The sequence below is a fragment of the Vibrio tubiashii ATCC 19109 genome (genome assembly GCF_000772105.1).
Classification (GTDB): Bacteria; Pseudomonadota; Gammaproteobacteria; order Enterobacterales; family Vibrionaceae; genus Vibrio; species Vibrio tubiashii.
In genome coordinates, this window is record NZ_CP009355.1 from 752,931 (window position 1) to 772,752 (window position 19,822).

The following is a 19,822-nucleotide window of genomic DNA, read 5'->3' on the forward strand; positions in this document are numbered from 1 at the left end:
ATTCAAGGCTTAAAGAAAGATGTTTTAAACACAAAGTAGAGGAACGAGTTGTTAATAAATTGTTCAACTGTTCCAAATTGGTACAACTCAAGTGTTCAAAGTTGGAACAGGTATGGAACTACAGACAACCAAATCTGGAGACTGGCTTGCCTCTTCTTGGCAAAGAAGCTCAAATGCAGGTTTAAGACAAATTAAAAAACCGGATGACATTAATGTTTCAAACGCTTTACTCAAGGAGCGACGTTACAACGCCCAAGGCGTCATTGAAGCGGTCAAACAATGTGCATTGCCTCTGTTCAATCAAGTTATGTCTCGTAGCGAAAGTCGCTTGATATTAACTGACTCTGAAGGTGTGATACTTGCCAGTTGGGGGCAGGAGAAGTTTCGAGAGAAATTGATGTCAATCGCCCTCGAGTCGGGCACCTGTTGGCAGGAGAAATGGAAAGGCACCAATGCGATCGGAACCGCTCTTTTTGAACAAAAAGCGGTTTCCATTATCGGAGAACAGCACTTTATAAAACAGCACAGATTTATTAGTTGCTCTGCCAGTCCTCTGTTCAATCATCTAGGTGAGTTGGTTGGGATTCTTGATATTACGAGCGAGCAAGCCAAACATGATGTGACAACGCAACTTTTGGTGCAAAACATGGTTCAGTTAGTGGAAAACTACATGCTGACTCAAATTCCAGGAGGATCACTGCAAATTAACTTGGCCCATAACGAATCGGTGTTAAAAAGTGGCTGGCAAGGGATAGTGATTGCGGATGAGAATGGTCATGTAGTTGCCCATAACCAAGTGGCGACCCAATTAATTGATCAGGCCTCTTTGGTGGGTGAACATTTCGAGAATTTACTCCGACAACCTCTACAAAACCAGTTTGTTTTTGAAAAGAAAAGCATTGGCAAATCACCTTCCGCTAAGAAATGGATCAGTGCCGCCAGCGACTTGCATTACGGAGACGATAAGGTGGAGCAGGCTTGGCAACAGGCCAACAAGGTCATGGGTTGCGATATCAGTCTGTTGATCTTAGGTGAAACCGGGGTGGGAAAGGGTGAGTTTGTTAAAGCACTGCATAAGCACAGCAGTCGTCGTAGCGAGCCCTTGGTTACCGTGAACTGTGGTGCATTACCGAAAGATTTAATCGAGTCGGAGTTGTTTGGCCATGCCCCAGGTGCATTTACTGGTGCCAACAAGCAAGGTTACAGTGGGCGTGTAAGACAAGCCGATAAGGGGATCTTGTTCCTTGATGAGATAGGGGAGATGCCGCTTGAGGCTCAATGTCGCTTGTTATCGGTATTGCAAGATAAAGTCGTGATGCCGGTGGGATCTGCCCAATCTCACCATGTTGATATTCAGGTTATCGCGGCAACGCATCAAGATCTAAATTTTTTGGTTTCTCAAGGTAAGTTCAGGCAAGACTTATATTATCGACTCAATGGATTGGTGGTGACGTTACCGTCTTTGTATGAACGCCAAGATAAGCTCGCCTTGATTCACGCTATTCACAACAAGTATCAGCAGAATAATCAAATGCTTTCGAGTGAGCTGACAAGCGCACTGATGAATTATCGTTGGCCAGGTAATCTCAGAGAACTCGACAACCTAGTAAAAGTCGCGAGCTTAATCGCCAGTGATACCCACGAAATAGGTATAGAACATCTGCCCGCACATTTTTCACAGCCTTTGCAAGGTTTGCAGCCCAGTGCAAAAAATGATGAAGAGGTATCCGATCTAAAGTCGACGCTTAATGCCACCTTGATTGATACCTATCACACTCACAATGGCAATGTCAGCAAAGTATCTCGCGCGCTTGGCATTAGCCGTAATACGGTGTATCGCAAACTTAAAGCCTTAGGGCTAATGAATGCTAAATGATATTTTGGTGCGAGATATCTGGATGATATAGCGGTTGAATAACATGGCCTTCAGGATCTTTGCAGTGAAAGCTCCGTGCGCCATCACTATGATCGTGAGGCTCATCCAAGACTGGCACTCCTCGATCTAACATAAACTCGTACCAATGATGGAGTTCATCTTTGGTTCTGACGATAAAACCAAAATGATCGACGCTTATCGGTGAGCAAACTCGTTGAGACTGCGCACGTCCAAGCGACAAGTTATCACAGCCATTGGTTAGGTAAACGAGGTTATCGTTGGCTCTTCTTAGGACGCTCATCCCCATAATTTCTGTGTAAAAAGCTTCACACTCCTCATATTTTTGAACAACCAGTGCGATATGTCTAATGCCACTGAATGGTGTTGGTCTGTCCATACTTTATTCCTTTGTATATTATCCTTTCTGTTATTGTATACAATTAAACTATTGTGGTACAACTATGAGTAGAACCAAACTCAAGGAGGGTAAAGCCTTTATGTACAGTATTATTGTGAGCAATCGAGTCAAACAGGGTCGCGAAGAAGACTACATATCTATAATGGGAAGAAATGCTCGTTGTTCAGTGGAGAATGAAGATGGTTGTATACAATTTGATGTATTGAAGGATATTAATGATCCTCAGCTGTTTCATTTGTACGAGATTTACCAAAGCCAACAAGCGTTGGCTATACATAAGCAAACCCAGCACTATTTATTAAGTCGAGAGCAACTCGCTGATATAGTCATAGAGCAATCTGTACTGCGCGCTGATGTGTTGGCGACAAATTCTAAAAAAAGCTAGAAGGGAGCAAGCAAATGATTTGGAAAGTTTACCTAAGTGGGGAAATACACTCCGATTGGCGAGAGCGCATAATAGAAGGCATTAAGAAGTTGGAACTGAATATAGAGTTCTACTCAGCGAATACTGACCATGAGTCAAGCGATGCCGCTGGAGATCTGTTACGACAGAACGAATCAGGCTTTTGGCGTGATCATCAGTCTTCTAAGGTCAATGCTATTCGCACGTCCACTTTGATCAAGCAATGTGATATTGGTGTAGTACGTTTCGGCGAAAAGTATCGTCAGTGGAATGCAGCGTTCGATGCGGGCATGCTATCAGCGCTCGATAAGCCTTACATTACTTTACATGATGAGTCACTGATTCACCCTCTTAAAGAAGTCGACGCAGCGGCAATGGCATGGGCAGAATCACCAGAACAGGTTGTTGAGCTGCTAAAGTACGTTGTTCAATCCAACTAGTTATAGATCAACCATCTCGCAAACAGCACCACCTAAAAGGTGGTGTTTTTTACATGCCTAACAAAATTAACTCGATAAAGTCAAAATTACGTTTATTTCAAATAAGTCAATCATAATTGTTGAAACAAGTATTTATTAACCATAAATTCTTATGTTTGATAATCTAACATCTCAAGTCTAATAATTGAGAAGCTCCCCATACCTTATTTTTTTGAATCAAAAGTGCGACTTTCTACGAATTAAATAGTGGTTGTGATAATAAAAACACAATGTTCTTTGAGTGGGTTTTATACAACTTTAGAACTTATTTTGTTTATCAAAAATGAGACTTTACTTTCAGTGCTTATCCAATTAAAAATAAACCCGCTTTTATTTATGATGTAAAAGCTATACGTAGAAAACAACTGTTTAATAACTCAATAATCCTGAGATCTACGTCTTGGGAGTAGTAGCGTACCGAAATATGGATATGACCACGCAAAGTAAAGTTAAATTCGGAGAGGAAGAGTCTAGTGCTCTCTATCGAATAATTGATGGATTTGTAATTATAATTTTCCTCCTTGCAGTATCCACAATTTATTTAGGTGATTTTTCGAAAATTTATACTATTTCAGGCTTAGTCTCAGCTTTGCTTTTTGTGTTTTTTGCCGAACAATCCGGTTTGTACCGATATAATGGTGTATTTGTTCAGCGTCATGAATTTAAGAATATTATCAGTGCATGGCTTCAAACACTGCTTGTACTGTTGTTGTTTGCGTTCTTTACCAAATGGACGGAAGTCCACTCCAGAGTAGTAATCACCACTTGGATGCTTGCCACACCCGCATTGTTGATTTCCAGTCGCCTAGTTGGAAACTCTCTTATCCGTGCACATTACAAAAAACACCAATATAAGCAAAAAGCGATTATTGTCGGTGTTTCAAATGCAGGCATTCGCTTAGCGCATGATATGGCAAATGACAAATCGTCTAACCTTGATTTTGTGGGGTTTTATGATGATAGAGAGCCAAGTCGCCTTGCAAAGGATGGCCTTAGTAAGCCGATTTTGGGATCGATTAAAGATTCGGTCGAGAAGGCAAAAAAACGCGAGATTCGCCATGTTTACATTGCATTACCAATGGGTGAAGTTCAGCGCGTAAAAGACGTCGTGAAAATGTTTTCTGATACCACGGCAAGAGTCTATCTGATACCCGACATTTATACCTATGAGCTAATGCAGGCCCGTTGGCGCACGATTGGCAATAGCCCAACAATTAGTGTTCAAGATACTCCATTTTATGGTCTAGCCAGTGTTGTAAAACGCGCAGAAGATATTTTGTTAGCGAGCATTATTACTTTTCTAATTAGCCCCATTTTATTGATGGTTGCAATTGGGGTTAAGTTGTCTGGTCCAGGTCCAATTATTTTTAAGCAAATGCGTTATGGATTGGATGGGGCGGCGATTAAGGTTTGGAAGTTTCGCTCGATGAGTACTACGGATAATGGCAACGTCGTAAAGCAAGCAACGAAAAATGATCCAAGAGTCACCAAGTTTGGAGCATTTATTCGAAAAACGTCTCTCGATGAGTTGCCTCAATTTATTAATGTCATTCAAGGTCGAATGTCAATTGTTGGTCCAAGACCACATGCCGTTGCACATAACGAAGAATATCGACAAATAGTCGATAAATATATGCTTCGACACAAGGTAAAACCAGGAATTACAGGTTTGGCTCAGATCAGTGGTTATCGAGGCGAAACCGATACGTTAGAGAAAATGGAAAAACGAGTAGAGTATGATCTCAAATATATTCAAAGCTGGAGCCTGGGCCTAGATTTGAGAATCATCTTTTTAACAATATTCAAAGGCTTTATTGGAAAAACGGCATATTAAGGATTTACGATGAAACTTGGGAATTCAGCAATTTTATTTACAGTGCTGTCTGGCTGTGTCTGCTATGCCGTATCTGCTTCAGAAGAACGTGGTTATGTGACGGACTCCGGTATTCGAGTCACTCCATTATTTGAAAGTAGTCTAGAACACAATGACAACATTGGTCGCTTCTCTAGTAACCAACGTTCAGAGTCTTCAGGCATCTTGGTTTTAGAGCCCGGTATTGCTTTAGAATCGGATCGTGGTGGGAACGAGCATTTAGTGGCTTATCAGATCTCGTCTGGGACTTACTTTGACAGTAGTGATGATAACTTTCTAGATCATAAGTTCGTTACCAATAACTTTATTAGGCTTAATGCTAAGCACGGTGTTTCATTCAATTACAACCTGCTCTTTTTACATGAAGAACGCGGTACTGGGCTTAGCGCCGGTGACACATTAGCAACGATCGTTACTGACCCAGTTGAGTACGTGATCAACGATGTCAACAGCACTTATGTATACGGCAGTGAGGGGGCTCAAGGGCGACTCGAACTTTCTCTGGGGTATTTAGACCGTAGTTATAAGAACTACCGCGAAATCAGCGACCCAAATCTGTCGCAATTAAGTACTAAGTATAAAGATTTTGATGAAGTGAGTGGTGGTGGTGCGTTTTACTATCGCGCGATGCCAGCAACTCAAGCCTTGTTTGAAATCGAGTTGGTTCAGCGTAGCTATGATTTACTCGACCCTTCGACTAATCGCTCTCAAGATAGCTTAGATCACTTCTACATGGTCGGTTCTAAGTGGGATATCTCCGGTAAAACCACCGGTAAGCTCCGTTTAGGTCTTCAAAACAAAGATTATGAAGACTCGCAAAAAGATCAGTTTACCGGATTTAGCTGGGATGTGGATTTGCAGTGGAATCCTTTAGAGCATTCAGAAGTGACGCTATTGGGGGGGCAGCGAGCTCGCGATCCAGATCAAGGCAGCAACTATGTGAAAGACATGTTCCTATCTTCGGGTTGGAAGCACTACTGGCAAAGTAACATCTACAGCGATGTTGAGTTAACGCTTAGAAATAGTGATTATTCAAGCTCTAACCGAGATGACGATTTCTACTCTAACAGGTTGGCACTCGGTTACACCTTTAATGATATTACGGATTTGGTTTTAGGTTGGGAGTATGAACGTGTCAACTCAACCATCAATGAAAATAGTTACAAGCAGAACATCTGGTTCATGTCTGTAAACTTAGTCCTGTAATCGCAGCAAGATATTGAGGATATTTAAAGTGAAATTGAGGCTTCAAACCTTTCTTTTGTTGGTCGTCATGCTGTTTAGTTTACAAGCTGTCGCATTCCAAGGAACGTACAAACTGGGTGCAGGAGATAAAATCCAGATCTCCGTATATGGTGAGGATGACTTATCCATTAAAGAGCTTTACATCAACAACAGTGGGAGTTTTGACTACCCATACTTAGGTCAATTGAAAGCAATTGGTAAGACTCCCGAGCAGCTTAAGCAGGAAATCTATAGCGGTCTAAAAGGTGATTACCTTATCTCACCAAAAGTACGCGTATCTGTGGTTGGATTTAGAAGCATTTATGTGAATGGAGAAGTGAAGAAACCTGGTGGCTATGAATATCAGCCAGGACTGACTGTAGATAAAGCGATCGCACTCGCAGGTGGATTTACTGATAGAGCGGCTAGGAACAAAGTATTTGTTTCAAAAGCTGGTGAAGACGATACGAAGAATAAAGCAAAGCTCTCTTCATCCGTCTTACCTGGTGACATTATCGTCATTGAGCAAAGTTTCTTTTAGCCCTGTTTAAGATGGATTTTAAAATGCATTCCCAATCTGAGACTGTTCCACAATCTCAACTTCTAGATCTTGGCTACTATATTCATTTGATTAAGACCAGATGGTTGCCAATTGTAACGTTTGCAGTGCTATGTAGCGCGATTGCGATACTGGTTGTGTTATCAATTACCCCTGTCTATAAAGCAACGGCCACTTTACTTATAGACTCGTCAACGAAAAAAGCGGTTTCTATTGAAGAAGTCGTTGGCTTTGATACCAGTACTAAAGAGTACTATCAAACTCAGCTTGAAATACTCAAGTCAAACCAAGTCGCTCAACGAGTTATCGACAAGTTAGAGTTGGCACATTTTGAGGAATTTAACTCAGCGCTTAAGCATTCTGAGCCGGGAATTGTTTCGCAGCTTAAGTTAGCATTAAAAAGCTTGCCTGTCCTAAAAGCTTATATGAGTGAGACGGCTAAAGAGCCGACTGCTGAGGAAGTTGAAGAGCAAATTAACCGCAAGGTATTAAAAGCCTTTAAAGCCAAACTGTCCATTTCACCAGTGCGTAAAACCCAGCTCGTTAGGATCAGTTTCGAATCAGAAGATCCGCAGCTTGCAGCACAAATCGCAAATGAAGTGGGGCACGCGTTCATAGAGAATAACTTAGAATCTAAGTTACTCGCTACGGAACAAGCGACCAGTTGGATCAATACTCGTTTGAGTGAACTCAAGAACAAGTTGGATGAATCTGAAACTAAGCTACTCGCTTTCCTAAAGAAGCAAGAGTTGATTGATGATAGCGGAATTGTGGCGCTAACGAGCTCTGAACTATCAAACCTTACTGACCGTATTGCTAAGGCGACAGAGAAACGTATCGAGACTCAGGCGGTTTACAGCGCGCTAAGAAATAGCAATAGTAAAGATGTCACTACCTTAGCCTCTATACCTCTGATCTCTAATCACCCCCAAATCCGAGACATTCGTCAAGCAGAGTCTGAGGCAGTTAAGCGTGTCAGTGAGCTTTCGAAACGCTATGGGCCAAAACACGACAAAATGATTCAAGCACAGGCACAGTTGGAAACTATTTCACATCGTGCGAACCGCGTCGTAGCCAAATTGGTCAATGGTATTGAAAAGGAGCTAACGAGCGCTGTTAACCAAGAACGTCTGTTAAGAGATGAGTTATTGGCAAAGAAAGATGAGTTCCAAGAGCTCAGTTTAGTCAAGCGAGAATACGATGTCTTAAAACGAGATGTTGACACCAACGCCAAACTATATGATCTGTTCCTGACAAGACAGAAAGAGGCTTCTGCAACCAGTGATTTTAGCTCATCTAACGCAAGGTTTAGTGACTATGCATTGGTACCGGAAGCGCCAAGTAAGCCTAATCGCAAACTTATAGTGGTGCTCGCGTTTGCCATCAGTTTAGGCTTTGCATTGGTCGTGGTTATCGCTCAGGATGCGTTCAACAATACAATCGAATCTTCACGGGATTTTGAAAACAAGCTTGGGCTGTTGCCTACTGGCACAATTCCAAAGATTAAAGACAAAATGTACAAAAAATCGCCGCTTGACTCTAGCGTGTTTGCAAATGACAAGTTCACGGTTTTTCAAGAGTCCGTCGATTCAATACGTACTTCTTTGGTCCTTAGTCTTCACAATACGCAAAGAAAGCTGATTGCTGTTTCGTCTTCGGTACCGGGAGAAGGCAAAACGACCACTTCTGTAAATTTAGCACTTTCTTTCTCTAAGCTAGAGAGAGTCCTATTAGTCGACTGTGACTTAAGAAAACCTTCAATTGCCCAAAGATTCAAACTGAATCCATCGACGCCTGGTTTGGTTAATCATCTATTGATGAACAATCCACTTGAAGAGTGTATTACCAGTATCGAAGGGACGAATTTGGATGTTATGAGTGCAGGCATGGTCGCCCCCGATCCTCAAGAGCTATTAGGCAGTCAAGGCTTTACAGAATTGATTGAAAAACTGGAAACGAAGTACGACCGCATCATCATTGATACACCGCCAATACTTCCGGTCAAAGACTCATTTATCGTTGGCAAGATGACGGGTGGAATCATCCTCGTTCTAAAAGCAAACAGTACAACCAAGTCTGTTTATAAACACACAATGACTCTCTTTACCAAGCACAAAATTGTTATCGATGGCGTGGTACTCAACCAAGTTCCAGCAGCGAAAAAAGGGAAACATACATATTCAGAGTACGCGACGTATGCGTATGGGCAATCGTAGGGATCACAATGGAAAAGAATATTAAGGTACTTTCAGTTTTTGGAACGCGCCCAGAAGCAATCAAGATGGCTCCGTTAGTCCATGAATTAGCAGCAGCCACTGGAATTGAATCCAAGGTATGTGTTACCGCGCAACATAGAGAAATGCTTGATCAAGTATTAGAGTTATTTGAAATTCAGCCTGATTATGATTTGGATATCATGAAACCGGGTCAATCTCTTTATGAGGTGACGTCAAACATTATGTTGGGTCTTAAGCCGATCTTAGAATCGTTTGCTCCTGATATCGTGTTAGTGCATGGCGATACGGCTACGACTTTATCAACCAGTCTTGCCGCTTACTATCAGCAAATTGCTATTGGTCACGTTGAAGCGGGTCTACGCACTCAGAATATTTACTCTCCTTGGCCTGAAGAAGGAAACCGTAAACTTACTGGTGCGCTAACTAAATTGCACTTCGCGCCGACAAGAACTTCATACGAGAACTTGCGTAAAGAGAGCATTGAGCAAGGGGTTCACATTACAGGGAACACGGTGGTAGATGCATTGCTTGCAGTTAGTGAGAAGTTAGAAAAAGATCCTGAACTTTCTGTTGTATATGCCAATAAATTTGCTCAAATAGACAGCCGTAAAAAAATGGTTTTGGTCACCGGGCATAGACGTGAGAGTTTTGGCAGTGGGTTTGAAAATATTTGTCAGGCTCTGAAGGAGATCGCCGAAAAACATTCAGACTGTCAAATTGTCTACCCAGTGCATTTAAACCCAAACGTTAGGGAGCCCGTTAATCGACTTCTTTCTCACACAGACAACGTAATCTTAATTGAACCACAAGACTATTTGCCGTTTGTATACCTGATGAACAAAGCACATCTGATTCTGACAGATTCTGGTGGTATTCAAGAAGAAGCGCCTTCATTGGGCAAGCCAGTCCTTGTGATGAGAAACACAACAGAGCGTCCAGAAGCGGTCGAAGCGGGCACTGTTAAGTTGGTTGGCACAGATAAAGATACCATTGTTAATGAGGTCGAAACGTTACTACTTAATGAAGAGGCTTATAAAAACATGAGCCTAGCGCACAATCCTTACGGTGATGGTAAGGCAAGCCAGCGTATCGTCGACATTATTAAAGAACATTTTTAGTAAGTATTTCCATTTTGTTATTTTCAATTTTTGGCATTTAGTTGAAGGGATTTTTATGTCTTTTAAAACAGTTTCTGTAATCGGATTAGGTTATATCGGTTTGCCAACGGCGGCTGTAGTCGCATCACGTGGTATCAACGTTATTGGTGTCGATGTTAACCAAAATGCTGTAGAGACGATTAACGCGGGCAATATTCATATCGTTGAACCAGATCTAGATATCATCGTTAAGGGTGTTGTTGCGACAGGTAACTTAAGAGCCACGACAGAACCAGAAAAAGCCGATGCATTTATGGTGGCCGTCCCAACGCCATTTTTACAAAGCGATTGTGGAGACCACAAACCAGACCTTTCTTATGTAGAAGCAGCAGCGCGAGCGATTGCGCCAGTTCTTGAGAAAGGAAATCTTGTTGTTCTAGAATCAACATCTCCAGTGGGCGCTACAGAAAAGCTGGCCAATTGGCTGAAAGAAGCGCGACCAGACTTAAGCTTTCCTCAAGATTGTGGGGACAGCGCAGATATTAAAATTGCCCACTGCCCAGAGCGTGTCCTGCCGGGTTACGTTATTCAGGAACTGGTTTCAAATGATCGCGTGATTGGTGGTCTTTCAGCGGCGTGTAGTGAGCGAGCTTCAGAACTTTACAAAACGTTTGTACGCGGCGAGTGTATCGTAACCAATGCTCGAACAGCAGAAATGGCGAAGCTTACAGAGAACTCTTTCCGAGACGTCAATATTGCCTTTGCCAATGAACTTTCCATCATTTGTGAAAAATTGAAAATCAACGTATGGGAATTGATCAAGCTTTCTAATCGTCACCCTAGGGTAAATATTTTGAACCCTGGTCCAGGTGTAGGTGGCCACTGTATCGCTGTTGACCCATGGTTTATCGTCGATAGTGCACCTGATGATGCGAAACTGATCCGTCAAGCTCGACTTGTTAACGACTCAAAACCATTCCATGTTATCGAGCAAATCGAGAAATCTGCCGATGAGTTTAAACGTCCAGTTGTTGCATGTTTGGGGTTAGCGTTTAAAGCCGACATCGATGATCTGCGTGAAAGTCCCGCTCTGCAAATTGTGGAGGAGTTAACTCAACGCGATGTGGGTGAGTTGCTGCTAGTTGAACCAAACATCGAAGAGCTACCAAATAATTTAGAGCAAAAAGGACTGGAGCTTACGTCATTTGAAAGTGCAATTGAGCGAGCCAATATCGTTGTAGTTCTAGTAGATCACAAACAATTTAAGCTCGCTGACAAAACAAGCTTTGCTAAAAAAGTGATCATTGATACACGAGGTTTATAGAGCATGGCTAAGCTAAGTGGATACGACGGCATTGTATGTTTTGCTGGCGAAGATTGGTGGTATCACAATAAAGGCCACTTCGATATGAAGGTGATGGAAGAGTTTTCTAAGAATCAGAAAGTTATTTTCATCAACTCAGTCGGAATGAGAGTGCCTAAACCCGGTAAAACAACCAACATCGTGCAGAAAATTAAGCGTAAGCTCGCGAGTATTTCAAAAGGCATGGTGCAAGTTGAAGAAAATTTTTACGTGTATTCACCGTTTTATATTCCAGGCAAAACCTTCTCCGCTATTTCCAATCTACTGTTGAAGTTGCAGGTTAAGGCGCTTACTAAAAAGCTAGGAATGACTCAACCCCTAACTTGGGTAGTGACACCAACGGTTTCGAAGGCGATAAACTTGAGAAAGTTTGATGTGATTTATCAGCGAACTGATAAAAACGAAATGCTATCAGATGGTGATTCTGAGTTTATCGAGCAAAGCGTAGAGGCTCTTAAACGTGACGCTAAACTGGTGATCTATTCATCAAAGGCGCTTCAAAATAAAGAAAGCAATGCTGTAAAGGACAGCTTACATGTTTCGCATGGTGTGGCAGATGTTTTCTTTAACAAGAGCTTAATTGAGCAACCCACAGAGATGAAAGCGTCAGATAGAGCGAAAGTTGTATTTGTAGGTGCGATTGATTCGCACACCTTCGATCTTAGCCTGTTGCTCTATTCCGCCAAAGCGTTGGCCAACACTGACTTCTACTTGATCGGTGAGGTGAGTATGGGGGAAAAACTCCAGAGGGAAGATGTACCCAATAATGTTCATTTTCTTGGTAAAAAGGCTCAAAACGAAGTGCCTTCATACCTACACAATGCTGATGTTTTAGCCATGTTCTGGCAAGGGAATGAATGGATAGAGTATTGCTCACCGGTCAAATTTAAAGAGTACCTAACTGCTGGAAAACCGATCGTTTCAACTTTTTTCAATGGCTGGAATGAATTTGGCACTTCGAACATCAATGTATCCAATGACTATGATGAATTTGTCGATAACCTACGCTGCGCGATTCAAAATGGTGAGCGACAAAGACTAGACATGGACTCTGAGCGTTGGTCACACAAAGCGCGACTGATTGCAGAGAAGTTAAATGAAGCATAAGGTCTTTACGGCACTAGCGGATCAGATGCTCTATTCAGGGGGCACGTTCATCTTCTTCGTATGCTTAGCCAACGTAGAAGGTGAGCTCACGCTTGGCGCATATTCACTATGTTTAGCAACGGCTATTTTTTTTCAAGGAATACAGAGAAACTTAGTCTCTATCCCTCTCTCAATCTCAGATGATATGAGTGATGAGTTGGTCAGTTCTTTAAATCAGACATCGATTTTGTCTTCACTAATTATCGGCTTAGTTAGTAGCAGCATCATCGCGGTGTTTTGCTATGTTAATTCGCTCGATATCGTAAAGTGGGCGTCTTATTATTTACTATTGAGTTTATCGCTTTGGAGCTATGAGTTTAAAAGGCGACTCCTGTGGAGGAGGACTGATTACTCAAACATTCTAAAGTTGTGTGGTGGATATTCGCTACTGCTTATTGCATTCGGTTCCGTACTATACTTTCTGTCAGTAGAAATTATCTATGCTTATCCGTTAGCTTTTGTCGTAGCAGCGGCTCTTATTAAAACAAATGTCAAAGTCAATTGGAGCTATGATAGGTATTTTGTCACCAAACAGTTAAAACACCAGAGGTATGAAATACTTAGCGGTTTTGCTTTTGGTGGGTACAACAACCTGCTGATTATCTCTTCGGGTTTTGTATTCGGCCCAAGTATGGTCGCTTTGCTGTCTGTGGCGAGAAATCTACTTCAACCTGTTCAAGTGTTGATTAGCGCGGTTGATTCCTTTGATAAAGTCGATTCATCTAAGAAGTATCATAGCAGCGGTAAATCGGCGTTGCTTAAGAGCTTAATGAGGTCAATGGCAATTGTAGCGGTCATTGCTGCCCCTTATATGGCGTTGACAGTGTCTTTTTCCGAAGAAATAAATCAGTTGTTATATTCAGGAAAGTACAGTGACTTAGTGGAGATATTACTTCCATTCTCACTCGCTTATATTCTTATGATCGTTGGGCATTTTTTAGAGAATGCTTTGTACATTACTAAGATGGCTAAGAGCTTGTTTTTTAATCGTATTATATGTGCTTTTCTAGCTCAGGCTTTTTTAGTGATTTCTATAAGTTACATCGGCGTTGTCGCAATGCCGAGCTCAATGGCGGTTGGGTGGTTAGTAATCGTCATATTAACTCTAAGAAAAATAACGGATATAGAACGTGATTATCAGAATCAGTAATAACTTATTACTCACACTCTATGCTGTTTTGATCATATTTACGGTATCAACTTTTAGAAACCGTGGCGTAGAGTCCAGTGGGTTTGACCTGCAACTGATAATAAAAGCTTTGGTTTGGCTTATGTGCGGTGCTGTGAGTCTGTTCTTCATGCTGAGAGTAAATATCCGTCCTTCTTCTTGGACTCAGGCTCTTATACTAGTATATGCCATATTTATCTTAATGCAGTCTCCACTATCGCCAGCAGGTAGTTATTCGATCATGGCATCGGTTGTGTTCATGATCTTCGTAGTGGCCAATTTGGTTATATTTAACTTATTCGATCATTCGCGAGCGATTGAAGTGTTTTTAAAAGCGTCGCTTGTACTGTGTTTCATGTCGCTAGTGTTTTATTTCTTGTTTCCAAGTATTGCGTTGCAGGAATATTGGAATGATCTTGGCTATATTGAAGGTGTAAGATTCAAAGGCATTGCAAGTAACGCCAATGCTATAGGGCAAGTTGCCTCAATCTCATTGTTTTTGTTAATTGTCTCGTCAACACACACAGAAATGACTCTATCGCGCCTGGTGGTCATGCTTGGGGTTTTATCTGTACTAGTATTATCGCAAAGCCGAACATCAATGCTCGCACTTGTAGTTGCGACAAGCTACTTCCTACTGCATAAGAGATACGCGTACATCTTATACGTTTTAGTTGCTGGCTTCACTATTGGGGCCATTGTTTGGGTCTCTGAACTATATATGCATGTACTACCGTCTCTTTCGAGAAGTGGCGGTGTTGAAGAGCTGTTTACGTTCACCGGACGTACCCTTATTTGGGAGGTCGTTGTCGACTTGATTTCAGATAAGCCCTGGACTGGTTACGGTTATGCTTCCTCAAAGACACTCATCCCGTTGAACTTTGAAACTAGTTGGGGATGGACAACGGTCAATAGTCACCAGTTCATACTACAACTGCTTTTATCGACAGGATTCATTGGTTCAATACCTATATTACTTATTTTGCTAACTCAACTTTATTTTTTAATCACTTTTAAGGCGAAGCTTTCATCTTCACTTTTCATATTCGTATTAATTACGGGAATTCTGGAGAGCGGGGCTATTGGACCTATTCCAAACTATTTAACTTTGGTTTGGTTAATAACAATTTCAGTATTATTTAAAGAATTTAAATTAGAGAGACTACCCAATGAAACAAGTAACACAAACTCTTAAGTCGGGCGTTGTTGAAGTAAACGATGTACCTGTACCTACGTTAACAGACAAGTTTGTCTTGGTTAAAAACTCCGCTTCAGTGATTAGTGCTGGAACGGAGAAAACTAAGATTGATATGGGTAAAAAGAACTTATTACAGAAAGCCAAAGCGCGCCCTGATCTTGTAAAACAAGTACTAAATAAAGTTCAAACTGAGGGACTTAAGAAAACACTTCAGACAGTAAGATCTCGATTAGAGTCTCCATCACCGCTTGGATATAGTTGTTCAGGAACTGTCGTTGCTGCGGGTGGGTTAGTTGAAGGCATTCAACCCGGCGACCGAGTTGCATGTGGTGGTGCAGATTACGCTAACCATGCTGAATTTGTCGCCGTGCCGAAAAATCTTGTGGTGAAAATACCTGAAAATGTCACCGATGAAGAAGCCGCGTTTACGACGGTTGGCTCAATTGCTCTACAAGGTGTAAGACTTGCCCAGCCGCAGTTAGGAGAAACGTTCTTAGTATTAGGTTTAGGTTTACTAGGCCAGATCGCAGTACAAATACTGAGAGCTAACGGGTGTAATGTAATTGCAACGGATCTTGATGAGTCTCTGATAGTTAAAGCTGAGACGTACGGTGCCATCGGTGCGAGAGGCGATATTAAATCAATATGCGAAGAACTGACTGGCGGACATGGCGTAGATGGTGTTCTTGTATGTGCGGGTACGTCGAGCAACCAACCGATTGAACTGTGTGGAGACGTGACTCGTTCTAAAGGCCGAGTTGTTGTTGTTGGTGCTGTACGTATGGACATTCCTCGCGAGAACTACTTCAAGAAAGAAATCAGCGTGGTTATCTCTCGTTCTTATGGTCCTGGGCGTTATGATCCAAATTATGAGGAAAATGGTAACGATTATCCTCTCAGCTATGTACGTTTTACAGAGCAGCGCAACATGCAAACGTTCCTAGAGCTGCTATCTCAGCGCAAGATCGAAGTCACATCGCTAATCACTCATCGATTTGATGTCGACTTTGCAGATGAAGCTTACCAATTGATTGAGGGAGCAAAATCCGAACCGTATCTAGGTATTGTTCTTCAGTACAGCACGGAGCCAACGAGCGAAATTAACAACGCAGCTAGGATTACCACTCGAACAACACCGATAACCAAAAGCAAACTGGGTGTTTCCTTCTTTGGTGCAGGCAACTATGCGACTGCAAGTCTATTGCCGCCACTTGCCAACACAGGGGCTGTTGAGTTTCGAGGCTTAGTTACTGCAAGTGGACGCTCGGCGGTAGGCGTAGCAAAGCAGTTTGACTTTCAATTCTGTGCAGGGAATCTGGATGAGATTTTAGATAGTGATACGGATGCTGTTGTTGTGACCACAAGGCATGACACACATGCTTCAGCCGTAACAAGTGCACTTACTGCAAATAAGCACGTATATGTTGAAAAACCACTGGCATTGAATGTTGAAGAAATGGCAGCGATTCACCGAGCTAAAATGGCTTCGGACAACGCACAAGTGATGGTGGGCTTTAACAGACGTTTCGCTCCGTCAACACGTGAAGTGGTTGAATTTTTCTCAGAGGTTAAATCTCCCCTAATCGTTAATATTCGTGTTAATGCTGGCTCGATCCCTGCGGATCATTGGATTCAAGACCCTTATGTTGGTGGCGGTCGAATTATTGGTGAAGGTTGTCACTTTGTCGATCTGGCGTCTGCGCTCGTGTCTAGCCAACCAAAGTCTGTAAATTGTATTGGTACGAGCAAAGCCAATAAATCAGCGTTGCTCAACGATAATGTATCGATTCAACTGACGTTTGAAAATGGCTCTGTTGCAAACATTTTATACACTGCTGATGGCTCCAAAGCGATGGCAAAAGAATATGTTGAAGTGTTTGGTGGTGGGCGTAGCGCCGTTATCAATGACTTCAAAGAAGCGATCTTATACAGCGGCAGTTCAGACAAAGAAACGAAAAAGCTTTCAACTCAAGACAAGGGGCAGAAAGCGATGCTTAACGCATGGATAAAAGGTCTAGAAACGGGTGAGCCATGTATGGATTATGGCGAGATGATTAAAAACAGCTTAGCCACTATTCTGGCGATTGAATCACTCGCATCTGGTACACCTATGAATGTAGATATGTCTGTTTTGGAGCAAGCCCGTGACTAGTCAAGTAGTTTCAAAGCGAGCGGAACAGGTCAAAGACGACATATTTTTACTTTCTGAATGTGAAAAATTTAGCGGCTATGACCCATTTGACGGACTAAATAGTCGGGTGTTTGACTTAATGCCCGGCCTGAAGAAAGGGCTGTTTGGTCTGGGGTGGATTCAGTTTTTTAAACGCTCACCAATTAACTTCCGCCGTCTGGCTGGTGTGCCGAAAAGGCGCAACCCAAAAGGAATAGCCTTGTTTATATTGGGCATGTTAGAAGACTATAAGCGAACTAAGCAGACAAAGTACCTTGATTTGAGTGTTGAGTTAGGAGACTGGCTACTGACTCAGCAATGCGATAAGCAACTGTGGAAACACAGTTGCTGGGGTTATCACTTTGACTGGAAAGCGAGAGCCTTCTATGTGCCGAAAGGTAAACCTAACGTTATAACGACGATTTACGTGGCTCAAGCTTTGATGGAGTTATCTGGAGTATTGGGTAAAGAGGGCCGCTCTGGAAGTGAAAAATTCAAACTTCCTGCTATCGATGCAGCTAACTTTATTGTCGAGTCTCTTTATACTGAGTCTGAGCAGCGATGCTTTTTTGCTTACATTCCCGGTGAAACCGCTTTTGTTCACAATGCAAGCTTGTGGGCGGCGGCTTGGGTTGCGACCATCGCTGATGAAACCGACAATGAAAGTTATAAAAGACTCTCGTTAAAGGTTGCGAGACAGTCGGCACAAGAGCAGAATTCGGATGGCTCTTGGGTTTACGGCGCAAGACACCATCATCAGTTTATTGATGGGTTCCATACTGGTTATAATTTGGAGGCGCTCGATATCGTGCGCCGTAGTCTTTCAACTGACGAGTTCGATGACGTGATTGATAAAGGGCTAGATTACTATCGATCACATTTTTTCGAACAAGATGGCTTAGCCAAATACTATAACGACAACCCTTATCCTCTCGATCCACATTCGGTGGCGCAGTCGATCATTACTTTCTCTAAGTTGTCTAAGTCGAAGAGTGATGCTGAGCTGATTGGTAAAGTTATACAGTGGTCGGTTGACCATTTGTACCTTCCTAATAAGAAGCAGTTTGTCTACCAGATCAATAAAAAAAATACGAATAAAATTAATTACATGCGCTGGACACAAGCGTGGATGTACTACTCATTTTCTTACTATTTGAACCAGGACGAACGTTAGTATGCAAAGAATTTTAGTTATGGATAGTCCCATGGATTCCGGGACTATGACCGAAACCGTTGATCTCATTAAGAGCCGAATTAGTGACAAACAGTTCACGCAACATGTTGTGGTCAATGTGGCAAAAATAGTCAATATGAGAAAAGATAGAGCATTATCTGAAAGTGTAACTGAGTGCGATATCATCAATATTGATGGAATGGGCGTGGTTTGGGGAGCCCGATTCCTGGGTCATCAAGTCCCAGAGCGTGTTGCGGGCGTCGATCTTTTCCACTCGCTTAATGCGATGGCTGAAGAAGAATCGTTTCCAGTATTTTATCTCGGTGCAGAAGAGCACATTGTCCAAGAGACGGCGGTTAGAATGCAAAAGAACCACCCAAACCTGACGATTGCGGGCACACACCATGGATACTTCTGGGACGATGAAGAGAGTGTTGTGCAGTTGATTAAGCAATCTGGAGCAAGATTGCTTTTCGTCGCCATTACGTCACCAAAAAAGGAGAATTTCATCAATAAATGGCGAGATCAATTAGGTGTCGATTTCGTTATGGGAGTAGGGGGCACTTTTGATGTCGTCGCTGGAAAGGTTAATCGCGCCCCATCCTGGATGCAAAACTTCGGTTTGGAGTGGTTATACCGAGTAATTCAAGAGCCACGGAGGATGTGGAAACGGTATTTGGTTACAAATTCAAAGTTTGCTTGGTTGCTCCTAAAGGAAAAGCTAAAACGACTTTTTTCTAAGTAAATATAAACGTGATGCGATTTTTTCCTTTATTAGTAGCATTGGCGTTGGTCACCCTTTCTTTGGTTCAGTTAACTCAGACGGTTTATACGAGCAGTCTTACTTACTCACTTTCGCAATACAGTGACATCAATAACGCGGATTATGATTCACAAAGAGTGGATAACGAGCGGCTGTTAGTGAGTACGATATTGTCACTCCCTAACGCAGGTGCTCACCAGTATGAACTGGCTGCTAACATTTTGAGTTGGCATTCATACCTAAACTATAACAGTACGTCGGATGAAGAAGTTAAGCAGAACCTATTGAAGAGCATACATTTAAGACCAACTTGGTATGCTCCCTATGTACAGTTGCACCGTCTTTTTGCGCCGGATGTAAATTCGTTCTTAACTAACTCGCCACAAGATCTTGCTTCACGCTTTGGTCCATACATGAATGAGACCAAAATGATGTTGTATGACATTAAGTTCTCTCAATGGGAAGCTCTTAAAAAAAAGGAACAAGTCGAACTCACTACTCAGTTTTTGACTAGTGCTCGAAGTTTTCGTTTCCGCGATACTTTAAAGGCGTTATTGGACTCGTCAAAGAGTGCACAAAGAATGTGTAAGTTATTAGCATTTAACGATATAAATCATGCGTCATGCCGAAAAGTGTAGTTTGCCACTTGTAAATCTACGGACTTCGTTTAACTA

17 protein-coding genes are annotated in these 19,822 nt (G+C 42.2%); 16 read left to right on the forward strand and 1 reads right to left on the reverse strand.

What is annotated here, in order from left to right; translation table 11 throughout:
- Positions 1 to 112 precede the first annotated feature (112 nt).
- Positions 113 to 1,876: a sigma-54-dependent Fis family transcriptional regulator gene (locus IX91_RS18490; RefSeq protein ID WP_004748199.1), complete on the forward strand. Its 1,764-nt coding sequence runs from the start codon at positions 113 to 115 to the stop codon at positions 1,874 to 1,876.
- On the opposite strand, the gene IX91_RS18495 is transcribed toward IX91_RS18490, so the two are convergent.
- Complete coding sequence (locus tag IX91_RS18495) at positions 1,869 to 2,273, reverse strand: VOC family protein (protein ID WP_004748201.1); 405 nt, start codon at positions 2,271 to 2,273, stop codon at positions 1,869 to 1,871. The genes IX91_RS18490 and IX91_RS18495 overlap by 8 nt on opposite strands.
- 64 nt (positions 2,274 to 2,337) lie before the next feature.
- On the opposite strand from IX91_RS18495, the gene IX91_RS18500 reads away from it, so the two are divergent.
- The 15 genes from IX91_RS18500 (at position 2,338) to IX91_RS18570 (ending at position 19,786) form a co-directional block, all read left to right on the forward strand.
- Positions 2,338 to 2,679 carry a putative quinol monooxygenase gene (locus tag IX91_RS18500; protein ID WP_236642973.1) on the forward strand — a complete coding sequence of 114 codons (342 nt, stop codon included), beginning with the start codon at positions 2,338 to 2,340 and terminating at the stop codon, positions 2,677 to 2,679.
- Positions 2,680 to 2,693: 14 nt separating this feature from the next.
- A complete protein-coding gene (locus tag IX91_RS18505) occupies positions 2,694 to 3,137 on the forward strand; it encodes a YtoQ family protein (RefSeq protein WP_004748206.1) in 444 nt (147 codons plus the stop codon).
- 463 nt (positions 3,138 to 3,600) lie between these two features.
- The gene (locus tag IX91_RS18510) at positions 3,601 to 5,010 is read left to right on the forward strand and encodes an undecaprenyl-phosphate glucose phosphotransferase (RefSeq protein WP_004748209.1); all 1,410 of its coding nucleotides are present in this window, start codon (positions 3,601 to 3,603) and stop codon (positions 5,008 to 5,010) included.
- Between the two features lie 9 nt (positions 5,011 to 5,019).
- A complete protein-coding gene (locus IX91_RS18515) occupies positions 5,020 to 6,255 on the forward strand; it encodes an outer membrane beta-barrel protein (protein ID WP_004748210.1) in 1,236 nt (411 codons plus the stop codon).
- A 67-nt stretch (positions 6,256 to 6,322) separates the two neighbouring features.
- Entirely contained in the window at positions 6,323 to 6,814 is a 492-nt protein-coding gene (locus IX91_RS18520) for a polysaccharide biosynthesis/export family protein (protein WP_050809773.1), read from the forward strand.
- Positions 6,815 to 6,837: 23 nt separating this feature from the next.
- The gene (locus IX91_RS18525; protein ID WP_004748214.1) at positions 6,838 to 9,048 is read left to right on the forward strand and encodes a GumC family protein; all 2,211 of its coding nucleotides are present in this window, start codon (positions 6,838 to 6,840) and stop codon (positions 9,046 to 9,048) included.
- Between the two features lie 8 nt (positions 9,049 to 9,056).
- Positions 9,057 to 10,187 (forward strand): non-hydrolyzing UDP-N-acetylglucosamine 2-epimerase, encoded by a 1,131-nt coding sequence (gene wecB, locus IX91_RS18530; RefSeq protein ID WP_004748216.1) that lies wholly within the window; start codon positions 9,057 to 9,059, stop codon positions 10,185 to 10,187.
- Between the two features lie 55 nt (positions 10,188 to 10,242).
- Entirely contained in the window at positions 10,243 to 11,490 is a 1,248-nt protein-coding gene (gene wecC, locus IX91_RS18535; RefSeq protein WP_004748217.1) for a UDP-N-acetyl-D-mannosamine dehydrogenase, read from the forward strand.
- 3 nt (positions 11,491 to 11,493) lie between these two features.
- A complete protein-coding gene (locus IX91_RS18540; protein WP_004748219.1) occupies positions 11,494 to 12,636 on the forward strand; it encodes a glycosyltransferase in 1,143 nt (380 codons plus the stop codon).
- Positions 12,626 to 13,825 (forward strand): MATE family efflux transporter, encoded by a 1,200-nt coding sequence (locus IX91_RS18545; protein WP_004748221.1) that lies wholly within the window; start codon positions 12,626 to 12,628, stop codon positions 13,823 to 13,825. Before IX91_RS18540 ends, IX91_RS18545 begins: the two co-directional genes overlap by 11 nt.
- Positions 13,806 to 15,038: an O-antigen ligase family protein gene (locus IX91_RS18550; RefSeq protein WP_004748223.1), complete on the forward strand. Its 1,233-nt coding sequence runs from the start codon at positions 13,806 to 13,808 to the stop codon at positions 15,036 to 15,038. The genes IX91_RS18545 and IX91_RS18550 overlap by 20 nt, the downstream gene beginning before the upstream one ends.
- On the forward strand, positions 15,013 to 17,193 hold the full coding sequence (locus IX91_RS18555; protein ID WP_004748225.1) for a bi-domain-containing oxidoreductase: 2,181 nt from the start codon (positions 15,013 to 15,015) through the stop codon (positions 17,191 to 17,193). Before IX91_RS18550 ends, IX91_RS18555 begins: the two co-directional genes overlap by 26 nt.
- Positions 17,186 to 18,385: a prenyltransferase/squalene oxidase repeat-containing protein gene (locus IX91_RS18560; protein ID WP_004749421.1), complete on the forward strand. Its 1,200-nt coding sequence runs from the start codon at positions 17,186 to 17,188 to the stop codon at positions 18,383 to 18,385. Before IX91_RS18555 ends, IX91_RS18560 begins: the two co-directional genes overlap by 8 nt.
- Position 18,386: 1 nt before the next feature.
- Positions 18,387 to 19,130 carry a WecB/TagA/CpsF family glycosyltransferase gene (locus IX91_RS18565; protein ID WP_038197500.1) on the forward strand — a complete coding sequence of 248 codons (744 nt, stop codon included), beginning with the start codon at positions 18,387 to 18,389 and terminating at the stop codon, positions 19,128 to 19,130.
- A gap of 11 nt (positions 19,131 to 19,141) precedes the next feature.
- Entirely contained in the window at positions 19,142 to 19,786 is a 645-nt protein-coding gene (locus IX91_RS18570) for a hypothetical protein (RefSeq protein ID WP_004747780.1), read from the forward strand.
- Positions 19,787 to 19,822: the final 36 nt, after the last annotated feature.

Coding starts and splice junctions, on each gene's coding strand:
- IX91_RS18515 (WP_004748210.1), top strand. CDS start 5,020: ATGAAACTTGGGAATTCAGCAATTTTATTTACAGTGCTGTCTGGCTGT.
- IX91_RS18570 (WP_004747780.1), top strand. CDS start 19,142: ATGCGATTTTTTCCTTTATTAGTAGCATTGGCGTTGGTCACCCTTTCT.
- IX91_RS18495 (WP_004748201.1), bottom strand. CDS start 2,273: ATGGACAGACCAACACCATTCAGTGGCATTAGACATATCGCACTGGTT.
- IX91_RS18520 (WP_050809773.1), top strand. CDS start 6,323: ATGCTGTTTAGTTTACAAGCTGTCGCATTCCAAGGAACGTACAAACTG.
- IX91_RS18565 (WP_038197500.1), top strand. CDS start 18,387: ATGCAAAGAATTTTAGTTATGGATAGTCCCATGGATTCCGGGACTATG.
- IX91_RS18545 (WP_004748221.1), top strand. CDS start 12,626: ATGAAGCATAAGGTCTTTACGGCACTAGCGGATCAGATGCTCTATTCA.
- IX91_RS18500 (WP_236642973.1), top strand. CDS start 2,338: ATGAGTAGAACCAAACTCAAGGAGGGTAAAGCCTTTATGTACAGTATT.
- IX91_RS18490 (WP_004748199.1), top strand. CDS start 113: ATGGAACTACAGACAACCAAATCTGGAGACTGGCTTGCCTCTTCTTGG.
- wecC (WP_004748217.1), top strand. CDS start 10,243: ATGTCTTTTAAAACAGTTTCTGTAATCGGATTAGGTTATATCGGTTTG.
- IX91_RS18555 (WP_004748225.1), top strand. CDS start 15,013: ATGAAACAAGTAACACAAACTCTTAAGTCGGGCGTTGTTGAAGTAAAC.
- IX91_RS18505 (WP_004748206.1), top strand. CDS start 2,694: ATGATTTGGAAAGTTTACCTAAGTGGGGAAATACACTCCGATTGGCGA.
- wecB (WP_004748216.1), top strand. CDS start 9,057: ATGGAAAAGAATATTAAGGTACTTTCAGTTTTTGGAACGCGCCCAGAA.
- IX91_RS18525 (WP_004748214.1), top strand. CDS start 6,838: ATGCATTCCCAATCTGAGACTGTTCCACAATCTCAACTTCTAGATCTT.
- IX91_RS18540 (WP_004748219.1), top strand. CDS start 11,494: ATGGCTAAGCTAAGTGGATACGACGGCATTGTATGTTTTGCTGGCGAA.
- IX91_RS18510 (WP_004748209.1), top strand. CDS start 3,601: ATGGATATGACCACGCAAAGTAAAGTTAAATTCGGAGAGGAAGAGTCT.